This window comes from Hydrocarboniphaga sp., from assembly GCF_965279055.1.
Taxonomy (GTDB): Bacteria; Pseudomonadota; Gammaproteobacteria; order Nevskiales; family Nevskiaceae; genus Hydrocarboniphaga.
The window spans coordinates 2,105,567-2,120,110 of record NZ_OZ257125.1 but is presented as its reverse complement, the minus strand read 5'-3'; the positions used below and the strand labels follow the sequence as shown (position 1 = coordinate 2,120,110).

General features: G+C 61.6%; 12 protein-coding genes. 6 read left to right on the top strand and 6 right to left on the bottom strand.

Features of this window, described 5'->3' with window-relative positions:
* The 4 genes from ACQZF9_RS09445 to ACQZF9_RS09430 all read right to left on the bottom strand — a co-directional run bounded on the left by ACQZF9_RS09445 (window position 1) and on the right by ACQZF9_RS09430 (window position 6,455).
* Window positions 1-1,446: an aromatic ring-hydroxylating oxygenase subunit alpha gene (locus ACQZF9_RS09445; protein ID WP_428312983.1), complete on the bottom strand. Its 1,446-nt coding sequence runs from the start codon at window positions 1,444-1,446 to the stop codon at window positions 1-3.
* 113 nt (window positions 1,447-1,559) lie between these two features.
* The gene (locus ACQZF9_RS09440) at window positions 1,560-2,633 is read right to left on the bottom strand and encodes a spirocyclase AveC family protein (protein ID WP_428312982.1); all 1,074 of its coding nucleotides are present in this window, start codon (window positions 2,631-2,633) and stop codon (window positions 1,560-1,562) included.
* 13 nt (window positions 2,634-2,646) lie between these two features.
* Window positions 2,647-3,996, bottom strand: coding sequence for a protoporphyrinogen/coproporphyrinogen oxidase (locus tag ACQZF9_RS09435; RefSeq protein ID WP_428312981.1), 1,350 nt, complete (start codon window positions 3,994-3,996; stop codon window positions 2,647-2,649).
* A 2-nt stretch (window positions 3,997-3,998) separates the two neighbouring features.
* On the bottom strand, window positions 3,999-6,455 hold the full coding sequence (locus ACQZF9_RS09430; RefSeq protein WP_428312980.1) for a TonB-dependent receptor: 2,457 nt from the start codon (window positions 6,453-6,455) through the stop codon (window positions 3,999-4,001).
* A 223-nt stretch (window positions 6,456-6,678) separates the two neighbouring features.
* On the opposite strand from ACQZF9_RS09430, the gene ACQZF9_RS09425 reads away from it, so the two are divergent.
* The 5 genes from ACQZF9_RS09425 (at window position 6,679) to ACQZF9_RS09405 (ending at window position 9,688) form a co-directional block, all read left to right on the top strand.
* A complete protein-coding gene (locus ACQZF9_RS09425; RefSeq protein ID WP_428312979.1) occupies window positions 6,679-7,137 on the top strand; it encodes a MarR family winged helix-turn-helix transcriptional regulator in 459 nt (152 codons plus the stop codon).
* Window positions 7,138-7,284: 147 nt separating this feature from the next.
* Window positions 7,285-7,989 carry a hypothetical protein gene (locus ACQZF9_RS09420; RefSeq protein ID WP_428312978.1) on the top strand — a complete coding sequence of 235 codons (705 nt, stop codon included), beginning with the start codon at window positions 7,285-7,287 and terminating at the stop codon, window positions 7,987-7,989.
* Window positions 7,990-8,042: 53 nt separating this feature from the next.
* A complete protein-coding gene (locus ACQZF9_RS09415) occupies window positions 8,043-8,612 on the top strand; it encodes a cytochrome c oxidase subunit 3 family protein (protein ID WP_428312977.1) in 570 nt (189 codons plus the stop codon).
* Window positions 8,613-8,616: 4 nt separating this feature from the next.
* Window positions 8,617-8,901, top strand: a complete 285-nt coding sequence (locus ACQZF9_RS09410; protein ID WP_428312976.1) for a cytochrome C oxidase subunit IV family protein — start codon at window positions 8,617-8,619, stop codon at window positions 8,899-8,901.
* Between the two features lie 91 nt (window positions 8,902-8,992).
* Window positions 8,993-9,688 (top strand): hypothetical protein, encoded by a 696-nt coding sequence (locus ACQZF9_RS09405; RefSeq protein WP_428312975.1) that lies wholly within the window; start codon window positions 8,993-8,995, stop codon window positions 9,686-9,688.
* 66 nt (window positions 9,689-9,754) lie between these two features.
* Here the strand turns inward: ACQZF9_RS09405 and ACQZF9_RS09400 are convergent, their stop codons facing one another.
* Window positions 9,755-10,810 carry a spirocyclase AveC family protein gene (locus ACQZF9_RS09400; protein ID WP_428312974.1) on the bottom strand — a complete coding sequence of 352 codons (1,056 nt, stop codon included), beginning with the start codon at window positions 10,808-10,810 and terminating at the stop codon, window positions 9,755-9,757.
* A gap of 6 nt (window positions 10,811-10,816) precedes the next feature.
* Window positions 10,817-13,207: a TonB-dependent receptor gene (locus ACQZF9_RS09395; RefSeq protein ID WP_428312973.1), complete on the bottom strand. Its 2,391-nt coding sequence runs from the start codon at window positions 13,205-13,207 to the stop codon at window positions 10,817-10,819.
* A gap of 530 nt (window positions 13,208-13,737) precedes the next feature.
* On the opposite strand from ACQZF9_RS09395, the gene ACQZF9_RS09390 reads away from it, so the two are divergent.
* On the top strand, window positions 13,738-14,532 hold the full coding sequence (locus ACQZF9_RS09390; protein ID WP_428312972.1) for a hypothetical protein: 795 nt from the start codon (window positions 13,738-13,740) through the stop codon (window positions 14,530-14,532).
* The last annotated feature ends 12 nt before the right edge of the window (window positions 14,533-14,544 follow it).

The following is a 14,544-nucleotide window of genomic DNA, read 5'->3' as shown; positions in this document are numbered from 1 at the left end:
CTACAGACCCAGAGTCTTGTCCAGCACTTCGTGGAAGTGCTGGATGCGCTGCTCCTGGTAGCGGCCGAACGTGGCCACGGCGCGATGATCCGACGCCGCCTTGAGTCCCTCCTGGATGCGCGGCAGGTTGCTCATGTCCTGGTCGAAGATGATCGCCAGCAGGCCGATCTCCGGCGCGCTGTTGAAGGCCTCGTCGAAGCCGATTTCGCGAATCGGCGCCGAGGGCGGGCGCGGCGCTCCTCCACCCGGCAGTGGCGCGGTCAGGCGCACACTCATCACCGACAGGTTCGGATCGTTGCCATAGGGCAGGAACTGGTAGACCAGCGGCAGGCCCTCTCCGTACCAGGGGCAGAAGTTGGGGAACATGTAGTACTCGACACTATCGATCATCGTCACGTCGGGCCATGACGAAAAATCGCGGCCGAGACCGGCCCCCATCATCTGCCGCCGCCATTGCGCGACCTGCGCGCGCGCCGTCAGCTGGGAGTCGGCGTCGAACTTTGGCACCGGCACGCCCGGCATCGCCAGTGCGAACGCCTGGAACGCATAGTTGGCGGCGTCGGCGATCGATGCCTCGTCGCCCAGGTGCGGGCTCGGCGTCGCCAGTGGCGTGATCAGGCGGCTGATATGTGCGTCGCCCTGGTCCCAGATGTCGTACTGGGTCGAGGCGTCGCCGGTGAAGCCCAGTGACTCGGTATGCGTCTCCACCACGTGGTAGGACTCCAGAAAGGCCTCCATCGTGACCTTCCAGTTGGCGCGCACCAGCTTGCGGATATGGAATGCGGTGAAGCGGTTTTCCGGTTCCCAGCTTTTGAAATGTTCCGGCATTACGCCCAGATAATGTTCCAGCGGTGCCGCATCCGGATCGGGATTGATGAACACGAAGCCGCCCCAGGTCGCAACTTTCGCCTGCGGCAGCTTGAAATCGTCGGACTTCACCTGTGGAAAATCCCAACGGCTCGGGATGTTTTTCAGGTCGCCGTCGAGCTTCCATTCCCAGGCGTGGAAAGGGCAGCGGATACTCTCGCTCCAGCCGTTGTTCGAGCACAGCTGCGTGCCGCGATGCAGGCAGGCGTTGTTGAATGCCTTGATCTCGCCCGGCGCGCTGCGCACGATGAACCACGATAGCGTACCGACATCGTACTTGTAGCGATCACCCACTTCCGGGATATCTTCCTCGCGGCAGGCGTACTGCCAGGTTTTCTTCCAGAGCTTTTCTTTCTCCAGATCGGCGAAAGCCGGATCGTAGTAACGCGACAGCGGCACCGGCTTGCTCTGCGGCGCATAGTCGCCAACTTGCTTCAGGCCCTCCGGCACTTCGCGGCTGTCAGCCTGCAGCAGCCCGGAAACCAGGGGGCTGGCCTTGGATGAAAAGCCTCGAATTACGTCGCCGAACTCTCCCGCCATGATCTTCTCCGAATAATGGACCGCCGAGGTCATGCGCATCGACGATCACTCTGCATCTTGAGCTAGTTTGGACTTCATGATGATGGTACGCAAGCAATCGTTTTTCGCGTCTGCGTCCAGGCTTGCCCGCTCCCCTCGCCTCCAGCTCGGCGTCAGAGCGGATTGTTTTCCGGCCGCGGCATCATCACGCCCGGGCCGGGGCACTGGTTGCGTTCCACGCCGTAGGCACATAGGCCGTTGAGCATGTACGAGGGATAGCCCTCGGGGTACGGATCGGAATGCGTGGCCAGCCACTGGTTCGGAATGGTGAACACCACGAACATGCTGATCTGCACGTACGCAAACAGCGCCAGGAACTTGACCCACTGCCGGCCGGTCTTGCCGATGCGCAACTTCTCGATGCCCTGTTCGACGAACGTCTGGCCCTTGTCGTCCCGATACAGCAGCAGCACCATCGTCATGCCGATGGTCAGGCCACCATAGGTCAGGCCTTCGGTCAACGGGAACTGGTAGGTCTCGCCGGCGAACAGCGTGAGCTCGCGAATGCCGCCCGGATACGCATAGACACCGGTGCGCAGCAGCAGCGATTCGAAGATCGTATCCAGCACCGCCAGCGTCGCGATGCCGATCAGCGCCAGGCGGAACTTGCTCAGACCCGGCCAGCGCTCCTTGCACTTGTTGAGCATCGCCAGCACCGGAAAGCACAGCGAGTAGCCGATGATGGTGTAGCCGACGATGATCAGCAGCAGCGGCTCCGGCAGGTTGTTGCCGTTGGGGCTGGTCCAGCCAGGCGTCGAGCCCAGCGTCCAGGTGCCGAGGTTGACCATGTGCGAGTTGTACAGCACCGTCGCCGAGGTGTAGTTCATCATCGGGTCCTGGAAGAACAGCGTCAGCCAGGCGATGTAGAGCATGCCGGTGGTCGTCATCTGCCCTTCGCGTATCCAGGAACGGATCACGAAGTACCAGAATGCGAAAGCGCCCATCAGCATCGCGACGATCTGTACCCAGAAAATGAACTGGGCCATCACCGGCGGCAGTACATCCGGGCCCGGATCGGTTGGCACCGCGCGTCCGCTCAAGAACCAGGTCGCGAACACATAGACGATGAACAGGGCGATCGCAGCCCCGGCGTACGCCCAGCGCACCACCGGCGGCGTCGGCTCACGAAACAGCGGCACCGCCGACGACGACGACCTGGGAACTGAGCCCTTCAATATCTTTGCCATCTCGATCTCCTGATCAATTACCGGTGCCGCCGGCACCTAGGCCGAGCCGTTGTATACGTTGTGCGAGCAACTCACCACTGCTGACCGCGGCCTCCATGCCCATGGAGAGAAAATCTCCGCCGAGCTGGATCCGATCGGCCTGGTCGATATCGGCCTCGTAGTCGCGGATACGGCCGTACAAGCCCAGCTCGCTCTTGATGATCGCGTAGGGCCAGCGCTGCACGACAAAGCTTTCGACATCGGCAGTCAGGTCGCCGATGAAGGAGCCTGTCATCCGCAGCGCCTCGTCGACGATTTCGCGATCGGGGCGATCGAAGTTCGCCGCGCTCCAGGTGTCGCGAAAAAAGATCGAAACAACGCCCTTGCCAGACGGTGCGCGGCCCGGCGCTTTCAGGTGATCCATGATGATCGTGGTCAGATCAGGCTGCTCGCTTTCCGGTGGTAGCACGAAGGTTTCCGTCGTTGCCGGTGCCCGGCGAAGGCCCAGGTGGACGCTGACACTGCGCAGGGGTTTCGCCGTCTGCAGGAAATGCCGCTGACGGTCGCTGAGGTTCGGCGCCAGTTCGAGCAATTCCGGCGGCGGCAGCGCGATGATGCAGGCGTCGAAAGTCTCGCTGAAAACGGCTTGCGGACCGCGGCCGCCGACGACGACACGCTCACCCTGCCGGGACACCGCATCGACCTGCATACCGTGATGAACCGGAAGCCGTTTGCCGAGTGTCTCGGCCAGAAAATTGATGCCCTGGTCGAAGCCGGATACAAACGGCGCCGCGTATTGGCGCAACATCCAGAACAGTTCGCCGACCGGCGCACACTCGGTGCTGTTCAGCGTATTGCCGCGGATGATCGGACCGGCGATGTATTGGTTGATCTCGTCGCCGAGTTCGCGCCTCACATAGTCGGCGATACTTTCCGCATCCCAGTCCGCCAGCGACGACAGCGACTGGTAATTGCTCAGATTCCAGGTGCGGATCATCGGCCTCAGCAGCTTGAGCAGACGCAGCTTGGCGCCGAACGAGATCAACCGAGTACCGAGCAGGCTGCGCACCGGGCGGCTCAGGTCGAGACGATGCATGCGCCCCCCACGCGGGATGCCGATCACCGGCTGCATCCGGTGCAGATGGGAGGCGATGCCGAGTTCATCGATCAGCGCAACGGTCTTGGCATAGGTCGGCAGCATCGTGATCGCGCCGGTGTCGAAGACGAAGCCGTGCTGCCGGATCGACATCGTGCGCCCTCCGACCGCCTGCGATTTTTCGAACAGCTTCACTCGCAGGCCCGCGTTCTGCAGACGCCAGGCGGCGGTCAGCCCGGTCAGGCCGGCGCCGACGATGGCGACGCTGAAAGGCTCGCGCGCATTCATGCTCAGAAATCCCAGTTCAGTCGCAGGCCATACGTGCGCGGCGGTGCGAGCAGGTTGGCGGTGCCGAAATCCAGCTCCTGCTTGACGTAGCTGTACTTGCCGCCATTGATGTTCTTGACGAACGCGGTGATGCGCGTCCCCCAGGCCTTATGGAAATAGCTGGCACGCGCATTGAGCACGTAGTACGAATCCTCGCTGGCGGTTTCGGTGTTCTGAGCCGAGTAAAAGAAACCCGAGTTGTAGTAGACGTCGGCCGCCACTTCGATGCTGCCCGAGTCGACGTCCATGCCGTAGCCGAGCCCGGAGTTGCCGGAGAACTTGGGCGTGCGCACCACCTTGTTGCCGGTGAAATCGCGGTTCGGGAAGATCGTACCGTCGAAATACAGGCCGGTCTGCTCGTCGAAGCCGCTGCCCTCCTTGTACGAGGTATATATGCCTTTCAGATAAGCCCCGCCCGCGGTGAAAACCAGGCCCGGCACCCACTCCGGCAGGAACTCCCAGGTGGCATCGAAATCCGCGCCGCGGATACGCGCACCGCCCGCGGTTTCGAACTTGACCGCACCACCGCTGGTCAACGAAATCGTCTGCACCTGCAGATCCTTGATCGTGTTCTGGAACACGGCGGTGTTGAAGCGCAGGTGGCCATCGAGCAGCGTGGTCTTGTAGCCGAGCTCATACGCGGTGACCTTTTCCGGCTTGATGTACTGCGTCGGCGTATAGATGTTGATGATGTTGTAGGTGCCGCTCTTGAAGCCCTGGGTGTACGACAGATAGACCAGCTGGTCCTCCGCCGGCTTGAAATCAAGCACCGCCTTCGGCGAGAAATTCGATGTGTGCGCCGACTGGGTGGGATAGCGGATCAGCCGTGTGCCGGCGTCGCCGGAGCTGGGATCGGTGGCGAGATTGACGTTGGATTTGACCAGGTCACGCGTCTCCACCTGGTAGCGTCCGCCCAGCGTAGCGGCGAGCCAGTCGGTGATGTCGTAGGTGCCCTGGAAGTAGCCGGCGGTCGACTTGGTATCGAGCACGCCTTCCAGACCGAGGGTCACGCCATTGTCGACGTAGTCGAGCAGCGAGCCCACTCCCGGCGTGTTCTTCAGGAAGCTGATCAATGGCGAGGTCAGGCCGGTCAGAGGCCCGGTCGGCGCGGCGAGATACGAAAGTGCGCCTGGAGCAGCCGAGAAATACAGCGGATCGTAGCCGGCCGAGCTGTCGATGTAATACAGGCCGGCGATCCATTTGAAGCGATCGGCGAAAGGCGTGTCCTGGTTGGACAGCAACTGCAGTTCGCCGGTGAACACGTCTGCGAACTGGCCAATTGATTCGAAGGTAAACAACGGCTGGCTGGAGCCGTCATAGTCCGCGAGCGCCGGCGAGGTGATGTGCTGGTTGGCAACGATCGCACGCGTGTCGAACCACGGCGTCGAGTATTTGATGTCGCCCGAAAAGATCGCGGCTTTCGTCGAGATATAGACCGGCGCGTCGATACTGGTCTGGTAGGCCGGCGCTTCGGATACGCCCAGCGCCGCGCCCAGCGGCTTGACATCGGTGGCCGGCAGCATCATCGACTGCGCGCCGTCGACGTTCAGGCTGGTGGCCGCCAGCACGACTTTCAAATCGTCGATCGGCGTCCATGCGAGCTTCAGGCGGCCGCCTTTGGTCTTCTCTTTCGGAAACACGCCGCGCGGAGAATCGGCCGAGCGGCTGTAGTAATTCTCTTCGGTGTTGTAGATCGCACCCACCGATACCGCCAGCGAATCGACGATCGGCATATTGGTGTAGACGCGCGCGTTCAACTGGTCGAAGCGTCCGCCACTGATCAGCACCGAGGTCTCCGCGCTGGGCCCGGGATCCTTGGTGACGATGTTGATCGCGCCGCCCGTGGAGTTGCGGCCGAACAACGTGCCCTGCGGCCCTTTCAGCACTTCCACGCGCTCCACCGCGCCGAACGACGACGCCAGGCTGTGGCCGAACGGGTAGTAGACGTTATCGATATAGGTCGCGATGCTCGCATCGGCCGACGGAATGAACGCATCGGTGCCGACGCCGCGGATATAGATCAGCGAGTAGCCGGCGAACAGATTGTATTGCAGACCGGGGACGGTCAGCTGCAATGCCTTCGGGTCGTCGATGCCCTTTGCATCCAGCGCGTCGGCGCTGAAGGCCTGGATCGAAATCGGCACGTCCTGCAGGTTCTCTTCGCGCTTTTGTGCGGTGACGACGACTTCCTCGATCAGGCGACTGGCGCTGCGCTCGCGGGCAGGCGTGCCGGCATCTTCGCTCACCGGGCCCTGTACCGGGATCGCCGCCATGTCGACGTCGGATGCCGCTGGACTGCCGTCGCTCGCGGATGGAGTCGGCGCTGCTGCAGCTTCGACGACATCCTGCTGAGCGCTCGCCGGCAGGCTTAGCCCGCTCAGCAAGGTAAGCAGCGCGATCCTACCCTTGGTCATGCTCATCGTCTCTCTCTCCTGAACACCCGGTATCGCCCTCTAAAGGGGCTTACCGCGATAGCAGTGGCGTGGTATACAGCGTACTGTATCCGTGGAGACAATATGTAAGCAATCTTAATCCCCGGCGTCAACTGTATTCGTCGCGAGGCCCAGCCGGCAGCCGGTCCGGACGGTGGAGTTTCTGCTGTAAGCTTTTAAAAATCGTTACTTTCTGGCGACATTGCACAACGTGAACAATAAACTTCCCGAGTCACTCGAGAATTACACCGGCTACCTCATCACCGATATCGGGCGCTTGTATCGCACCGAGATCGACCGGCGTGTCGCGCGGTTCGAGCTGACGCGTTCGCAATGGTGGCTGATTTCCTTTCTGTCGCACTTCGACGGCGCAACCCAGCAGGAGCTGGCCGACGTGATGGACATCGGCCGCGCCGGCATCGCCAAACTGATCGATCGCGTCGAGAAGAAAGGGCTGGTGCGGCGCACGGCGGACGCACGCGACGGACGATCCAAGCGCGTCTATCTGACCCCGAAAGTCAGGCCGCTGGCACTCGAAGTCGAGAAAGAAATCGCCGACACCGGACGGAATTCGATGCGACGCCTCAGCGAGGACGACGTCAGCACACTCAATCGCCTGCTCAATACGATACGGACGACGGTGCTAGAAGATCAGCAGACGCCGGGCTGAATGTCGCGCAGCGGAAGTTCCGGCCGCAACATAAAACTAGTTCGCTATAGTACGATGCAGGCAGACGGGTCGCCAAGCCGCCAATCGCAGCGGCGCACGCGGCATCCGAGATCGGCACAACGATCGCAGTGCGAAAGAGAGAGAACGATGACGGGGATACGAGGACAGATGCTGTGTGCGTGGTCCGGGCCGATGTTCATGGTCGTGTTCGGCGTTGGCTTCTGGTGGATTGCCGGCTTTGTTCCACCGCCCTCGCCTTCACTGTCGGCGGCGGATGTCGCCGCGCTGTATCAGCAGCACACCACGTCGATCCGTCTCGGCCTGGCGATCGCCTTGGGATCCTGTGGTTTGATCGTGCCTTTTGTCGGCCTGATCTCCGCCCAGATACGCCGCATTCAGGGCATCAGCCCAGCGTTCTGTTACGCCCAGCTGGGTGCCGGCAGCGCGGGGGTCCTGGTGCTGATCATACCGATGCTGGTACTGGAAGCGGTCACGTATCGCCCCGAGCGCGATCCGAATCTGACGCAGATGCTCAATGATCTCGGCTGGCTGATGTTCATCATGCCGTTTACGCTTGCCAGCATCCAGGGAGCGGTTCTGGCGGCCGCGATTCTGCTCGACGAAGCGAAACGCCCGGTGTTTCCACGCTGGGTCGCCTATTTCAATATCTGGGTCGCCTTGCTGTTCATTCCTGGCGCGGTCGCCGTGTTCTTCAAGAGCGGCCCGTTCGCCTGGAACAGTGTCTTCCCGTTCTGGATTCCGCTGGTCGTGTTCGGCTCCTGGTTCCTGGTGATGTTCGTTGTACTCAGAAACATCGTCCTGAAGCAGCATGCCGACGCGCAGCCCGCATGAATCGAGGTGGCCCACGCATGCCCAGTAGCACCACTGCAACCGAATCGCCACCGATGAGACAGCCGCCAAAAAATCATCTGCCGGGCGAAGCCGGCATCTGGGTGTTCGTGCTCGGCGACATGAGCGTGTTCGCGCTGATGTTCGGCACCTTCCTGTATTACCGCGCGCTCGATGTCGATCTGTACATGCGCTCGCAGGCCACGCTCAACCAGCATTTCGGCGCGATCAATACGTTGCTGTTACTGGCCAGTTCGTGGTTCGTGGTGATGGGCGTGGACGCGGCGCGTCAGCAGAGAACGCGGGCGGCGCCCGGTTTCTTCGGCGGTGCGCTGCTGTGCGGATTCGGTTTTGCGACGGTCAAGTTCTTCGAGTATCACGAGAAGATCAGCGCCGGGCTGACTCTGACGACCAATGGCTTCTACACCTACTACTACATGCTCACCGGCCTGCATTTCGCGCATGTTTCGATCGGACTGGCCCTGCTGGGCTTCATGTGGGCGAAATCGCGCCGGCCGCTGACGGAGCCCAAGCAGTTCATGCTGCTGGAAAGCGGCGCGACCTACTGGCACATGGTCGACGTGCTGTGGATCGTGCTGTTTCCTTTGATCTACCTGCTGAAGTGACGCGATGAATCTGCTACGACATCCTGCAACCTGGGTATGGCTGGTCCTGGCCACGGTCACCGCGCTGTCCTGGTGGTTTGGCTCCGACCATGGTGTCCACACCACGACGCCCCAGACCGGCATCGGCGTCGGCCTGCTGATAGCGGCCTGCATCAAGGCGCGGCTGATCATCTTCCACTTCATGGAAGTCCGGCATGCACCCTGGCCGCTGCGCCTGATCTGCGATCTCTGGGTGGTCGTGGTCGGCGTGTCGCTGATTTCGATGTACTGGTCAGGCTCGCCGCATTGAGGCGTACCACGCCGCATTTTTTTAACGCCACTGGCTTTCGTTGATCGAATTTCAGTAAGCAAGCTTCGCAACCAACACAGGGGAGATACCGATGACCGAGCGCGGCCAGACCATCATGATCTGCTGGGGTTTGATCTTCATGTACATCTACGGTTTCGCGCTATGGGGGCTGCTCGGCATGATGCCGCCGCCTCCCGCGACGCTCGATGCCAACGCCGTTGCCGCGTTCTATGCAGAACATGGCTTCAAGATCCGACTGGGCGCGGTCGTGACCTCATGGACCAGCGCATTCATGGTGCCGTTTTCGGTCGTCGTCGCGATTCAGCTCGCGCGGCTGGAGAAAGGTGTGCCGATATGGTCGATCCTGCAATTCGCCGGCGGCATCCTGATGTCGATTTTCCTGGTGCTGCCGCCGATGTTCTGGGGCATCGCCGCGTTCACAACGACGCGGCCGCCGGAAGTCACCGCTCTGATGCACGAGATCGGCATGCTGACGCTGGTCACTACCGATCAGTTCTTCATCTTCCAGATGGTGGCGATCGCGGTGATCAGCCTGACGCAAAAGATCGACGCGCACTCGCCTTTCCCGCGGTGGATGGGCTACTTCACGATCTGGGCCGCGCTGATGTTCGAAGTGGGCGCCATCGCGTTTCTGCCGAAGAGCGGTCCGTTCTCGTGGAACGGCATCTTCGTCTTCTGGTGCCCGCTGATCATCTTCGGCACCTGGGTGACGGTCATGTCGATCTCGATGCTGCTTGCATTGCGGCGGCAAGCGGCGGCTCGCTGACGCTGCTGCAAGCTGCCGTTACCGCATAACGGGGGGGGCGCCCAGCCTGGCCGATCAGATGATCGGCTAGGGATAGGGCGGCCGCGGCATCGCGATGCCCGGGCCGGGGCACTGATCCTGCTGCGGCCCGAGCACGCACATGCCGTTTTCGAGGTGGCTCGGGTAGCGCAGGAAAGGATCGGAGATCATGCCGAAACCGATCATCGGGATCGAATACACCACCGCCATGAACAGGTGCATGAAGCCATAGACGGCGAAAAAGCGCAGCGTTGTCCGGGTGGGCTGCGGCAGGCTCAGCTTGTCGACGCCGCGTTCGACAAGGGTCAGGCCCTTGTCATCGCGGAAGAAGCGCAGCACGCCGCCCGACGCGATCACCGCGCCAAACAGCAGGCCCTCGTACATCGGAAACTGGTAAGGCTTGCCGTGAAACAGGCTCAGGCCCTTGATCGCGCCGGGCCAGGCGAAGGTGCCGGCCGCGGCCAGCGCGGTTTCGGCGACGATGTCGAGCACCACGCACAGGGCCAGAGCGGCGAGGCTCAGCTCCAGTGCGCTGCAGCGCGGGAAGCGGTCGCGGATGCGGCGCATCAGCCAGAACGCGCTCATGCCCGCCAGAAATCCCAGCCATAGATAGCCGAAGCCCATCACCAGAATCGGTTCGGGCAAATGGTTGCCCGCCGGGCTGATCCAGCCCGGCAACGAGCCCAGCGTCCACGAGCCCATGTTGATCCAGTAGGAACTGTAATAGAGCTGGGTGCTGGCGAGGTTTCCCATCGGGTCCTGAAACCACAGCGTGAAATAGGACACCACCAACATTCCGTCTAGCGTGAAACGCCGCTCGCGGATCAAGGGCGCGACCAGGAATTTCAGCATGATGAAGGCGCAGACGATCGGCGAGATCACCTGCGTGACATGGATGACCTGCCGGGTGAGTTCCGGCACGCTGTCGACGTCGACCGGCCGCGGAGCGAAATTGTCCGAGCCTATCCATCGAGCCCAGACATAGCACTCGAACGCGGCGAACACGGCGCCGATACCCGCCCACACAAGCACCGGGCTGATACGGCGGGGCGCAATCGACTCGGTGCTGCCGGCAGCTGCGGGTATCGCGGATGATCTCGGCATGGCGGCTCAGAAATCCCAGTTCAGGCGCAGGCCGAAAGTTCTCGGCGGGGCCAGCGTGACATTGGTGCCGAAGTCGGCGGTAAAGCCAGAGAAGCTGTAGGCCTTGTTGTTGAGATTCTGACCGAACGCGGTGATGCGCAGCTTCCACGGATCGTATAGATAACCGACGTGGGCATTGAGCAGATAGTACGAGCCCTGTCGCGCCACGTCGGTATTCTGCGCGCTGTAGTAGAAGCCGCTGTTGTAGTAGACGTCGGCCGACAGCTCCACCGAACCCTGCCCTGCTTCCAGCGTCTGGTTCACCGCGAAATTGCCGGTCTGCTTCGCGGTACGCGGAATCCGGTTGCCGGTGAAATCGCCGCTCTTGCTGAAGAACAGGCCGGTCTGCTCGTTGAATCCGCTGCCGTTGCGGTAGTCGGTGAACACCGCGTCGAGATACGACACGCCCAGCGTCAGCACCAGGCCGGGATTGGCATCCGGCAGCGGCACCAGCAGCGTATCGAATTCGGCGCCGCGGATTCTGGCGCTGCCGGCGTTCTCGAAGGTGATCGCACCGCCGTTCACCAGGGACACGTAGGTGACCTGCGGGTGCTGGATGTCGTTCTGGAAAACTGCGGCGTTGAAACGCAGGTTGTGGTCGAAGTATTCCGACTTGAGCCCGAGCTCGTAGGCGTTGACGACTTCCGGCTGTACGTAGCTCGGCGGCGTATAGATATTGATGCCGTTGTAAGTGCCGCTCTTGTAGCCTTTGGACCAGCTCAGATAGACCAGCATGTCGTCGGCCGGCTTGAAGTTCAGCGATACCTTGGGCGTGAAATTGTGCTGCGTGATCTTGGGTTCGTGGTACTGGAACAACGGCAGATCGTTGTTGCCGTTGCCCGATTCCAGCAATACGTCCTGCCGCGTCAGAAAGCGGTCCTCGATCTGGCCGCGCAGACCCAGCGTCAGATTGAACCAGTCGGTGAAGTTGTAATCGCTCTGAGCGAATACGGAGTACGAGTTGGTCCTGAGCACGCCGTGGATATCAGCCTGCACGCCCGGCGTCGCTGAGCCCAGCCCGGGAATGCCCTGGAGAAATTGCTCGACCGCATCCAGCACGCCCGGCGCCAGCAATCCCGCACCGATTCGCGGAACGCCGCTGCCGGCGATTTCGAGCGTGATCGGATCGTATCCGCCAAGGCTGTGCAGGTAGTACAGGCCGCCGATCCACTTCAGCCGATCCGACATCCAGCTCGACGCGTTCGACGCGATCTGGAATTCGGCCGTGGTCACGCGGTTGTAGGCGTTGTTGGTGAAGAACGAGACCAGATCCTTGGCCGAATTATCGAAATCGTAGTACGCGTCTTCTGTGACGATATCCTGGTAGCCGGTGATCAGCTTCAGATCGAAGGGCGGCAGATTCCACGTCGCATTGCCGGCGATCACCGAATTGCTGACCGCCAGCTTCGTGGGTTCGTTGCGATGGATTTCGTAATCCCGCTGTTCGGCCTGGATGCCGAGCAGCGTCGCCAACGCGCTGGGCTGCGTCAACGCACCGATGGTACTGCCGGTGCCGACCTGGCGGATGTGATAAGCCGTCAGGCCCAGGTCGAGTTCCTCGATCGGGAACCAGCGCAGCTTGACCCGCGCGCCGTAGCTTTCGTCCGGGTAGAGCCGATCGGCAGGGGCGGATTCCAGCGGGCCGAGGTCGTCGGTGATGAGCTTGTAGTACGGACTGGTATGGTTGTAGATCGCCGAGACGCTCGCGGCGAGCGTGTCGGTAATCGGCGTGCTGGCATACACCTGGATTTTTTTGTCGTCGAAATTGCCAAGCTCGGCCTGCGCCGAAACCTCGGTGGTCTGATCCGGAGATTTGGTGATGACATTGATCGCGCCGCCCGTGGAGTTGCGGCCGAACAAGGTGCCCTGCGGTCCCTTCAAAACTTCCACGCGCTGGATGCCGCCGAAGGAATTGACCAGGCCCTGCTGCGCCGGAATGTACAGGCCATCGACATAGGTGGCGACGCTCGGGTCGGCATACGGCAGGAACGAATCCGTGCCGACTCCGCGCAGATAGATCAGCGTGAAACCAGCGGTCTCGGTGAATTGCAAGCCGGGCGTGACGCGGCCCAGGTCTTTGGTGTTTTCGACCCCCATCGCCTGCAATTGCTGCTCGGAGAAAGCCGCAACCGAAATCGGCACATCCTGAATCGCTTCCTCGCGCTTCTGTGCAGTGACGACGATTTCTTCGACCAGGCGATTGGCACTGCGGCGCTTGTTGTCGTCCGCACTCGGGTCCGGCTCCTGTGCTGGTGGCAGCGTGACCGTGGCCAAGTCCGGCGACGCTGCGGCGCTGTCTTGAGTGACCGGCTGCTCCTGTGCCGACACCGTGCCGGCTACCGAGACAGACAACAGCACGACAGCCACCGGCTTTGTTAACAACATCGATTCGCCCCTTGCACTATTGGAATGTATTGGGGGCCTGTCCGATCGTCTTGCGCATCGCCGATCCCGGCCACGACGGCTTGCGGCCCTGTCGCCGGAATACATCGAAGAATCACCGCGCCACTGTCGACGGCGCCGGAGGCGAAAGCGCTGCTTGACCCCGCATTTGTCGTGGTTATTACGCAGTAGTCGGCAGCGCAATAACAGACGACGACAAGGCCAAAATATGACGGATCAGGCCAGTTGCCCGGATGCGCCGATGCCGCGGTACATGGCCGTCGGGATCGCGGCTTCAATACGAAGAGGGGAATCGATTCCGCTACCGTCGACGTCCGGCCGATCGCCGGCTCGCACGTGGCCGGATGCGCAACAGCTTGGCCGGCTCGACACCTTGTATCGCTCGATCCCGTGAAGCGTAATGCGCCGACGGTTCAAGGCAGGCGGCGACGATACGCGCCAACACCGTCGTGCGGCACGTGCGGGTCAATATCAGTGGAGAGATCATGAAGCAGGCAGAAATGAACACGACCGTGATGCGGGCATTCCTATGGTCGGGCGTGGTGCTGGTGGCCGCGCTGATCGGCGCTCAGGGCTGGCTGATGGGTTTCATCCCTGGCCCCTCGCCGGCGCTGGATGCCAAAGAGATCGCGCAGATTTTCATCGACCGCAGAGACAGCATTCTTCTCGGCGCGCTGATCCAGTGCATCTGCTGGTCGTTCTATGCGACCTGGGCGATTCCGATCATCATGTTCATCCGCAAGGCCGAACGCAGCTACCCGATCCTGACCTATGCTTCGCTGGTGAACGTCGGCGGAGGCTACGTCTTCTTCATCCTGATTCCGATGACCTGGACGGCCATCGCGTTCCGGGCCGACACGCTGGATCCGAGCGTCATCCAGATCATGAACGACTGGGTCTGGTTCGACTGGCTGTTCACCTGGCCGTCGTTCTCGATCTGGATGTTCATCATCGCCGCCTCGATCTTTTTCGATCACAACCGTCCCACGGTGTATCCGCGCTGGGTCGCCTACTTCAATGTCTGGTGCGGCATGCTGATCTTCCCGGCAGGCCTGATCGGCTTTTTCAAGGTAGGCCCTTTCGCCTATGACGGCATCATCTCGTTCTGGTTCGCGGTGTTCGTGTTCTTCGGCTGGATGGTGGTCATGACCGTCACCACGTTCAGAGTGATCAGCGCCGAGGAGCGGCTGCTGTCGGGCGCAGCGTCGGCCGGGACAGCGCGAGCCGGCAAACCCGGCGCCAGCAGCTCACCGTCGGGCGTCGTCGCGCTCGATCTTTAGGGAACCTATGAG

Coding starts and splice junctions, on each gene's coding strand:
- ACQZF9_RS09445 (WP_428312983.1), bottom strand. CDS start 1,446: ATGCGCATGACCTCGGCGGTCCATTATTCGGAGAAGATCATGGCGGGA.
- ACQZF9_RS09440 (WP_428312982.1), bottom strand. CDS start 2,633: ATGGCAAAGATATTGAAGGGCTCAGTTCCCAGGTCGTCGTCGTCGGCG.
- ACQZF9_RS09435 (WP_428312981.1), bottom strand. CDS start 3,996: ATGAATGCGCGCGAGCCTTTCAGCGTCGCCATCGTCGGCGCCGGCCTG.
- ACQZF9_RS09430 (WP_428312980.1), bottom strand. CDS start 6,455: ATGAGCATGACCAAGGGTAGGATCGCGCTGCTTACCTTGCTGAGCGGG.
- ACQZF9_RS09420 (WP_428312978.1), top strand. CDS start 7,285: ATGACGGGGATACGAGGACAGATGCTGTGTGCGTGGTCCGGGCCGATG.
- ACQZF9_RS09415 (WP_428312977.1), top strand. CDS start 8,043: ATGAGACAGCCGCCAAAAAATCATCTGCCGGGCGAAGCCGGCATCTGG.
- ACQZF9_RS09410 (WP_428312976.1), top strand. CDS start 8,617: ATGAATCTGCTACGACATCCTGCAACCTGGGTATGGCTGGTCCTGGCC.
- ACQZF9_RS09405 (WP_428312975.1), top strand. CDS start 8,993: ATGACCGAGCGCGGCCAGACCATCATGATCTGCTGGGGTTTGATCTTC.
- ACQZF9_RS09400 (WP_428312974.1), bottom strand. CDS start 10,810: ATGCCGAGATCATCCGCGATACCCGCAGCTGCCGGCAGCACCGAGTCG.
- ACQZF9_RS09390 (WP_428312972.1), top strand. CDS start 13,738: ATGAAGCAGGCAGAAATGAACACGACCGTGATGCGGGCATTCCTATGG.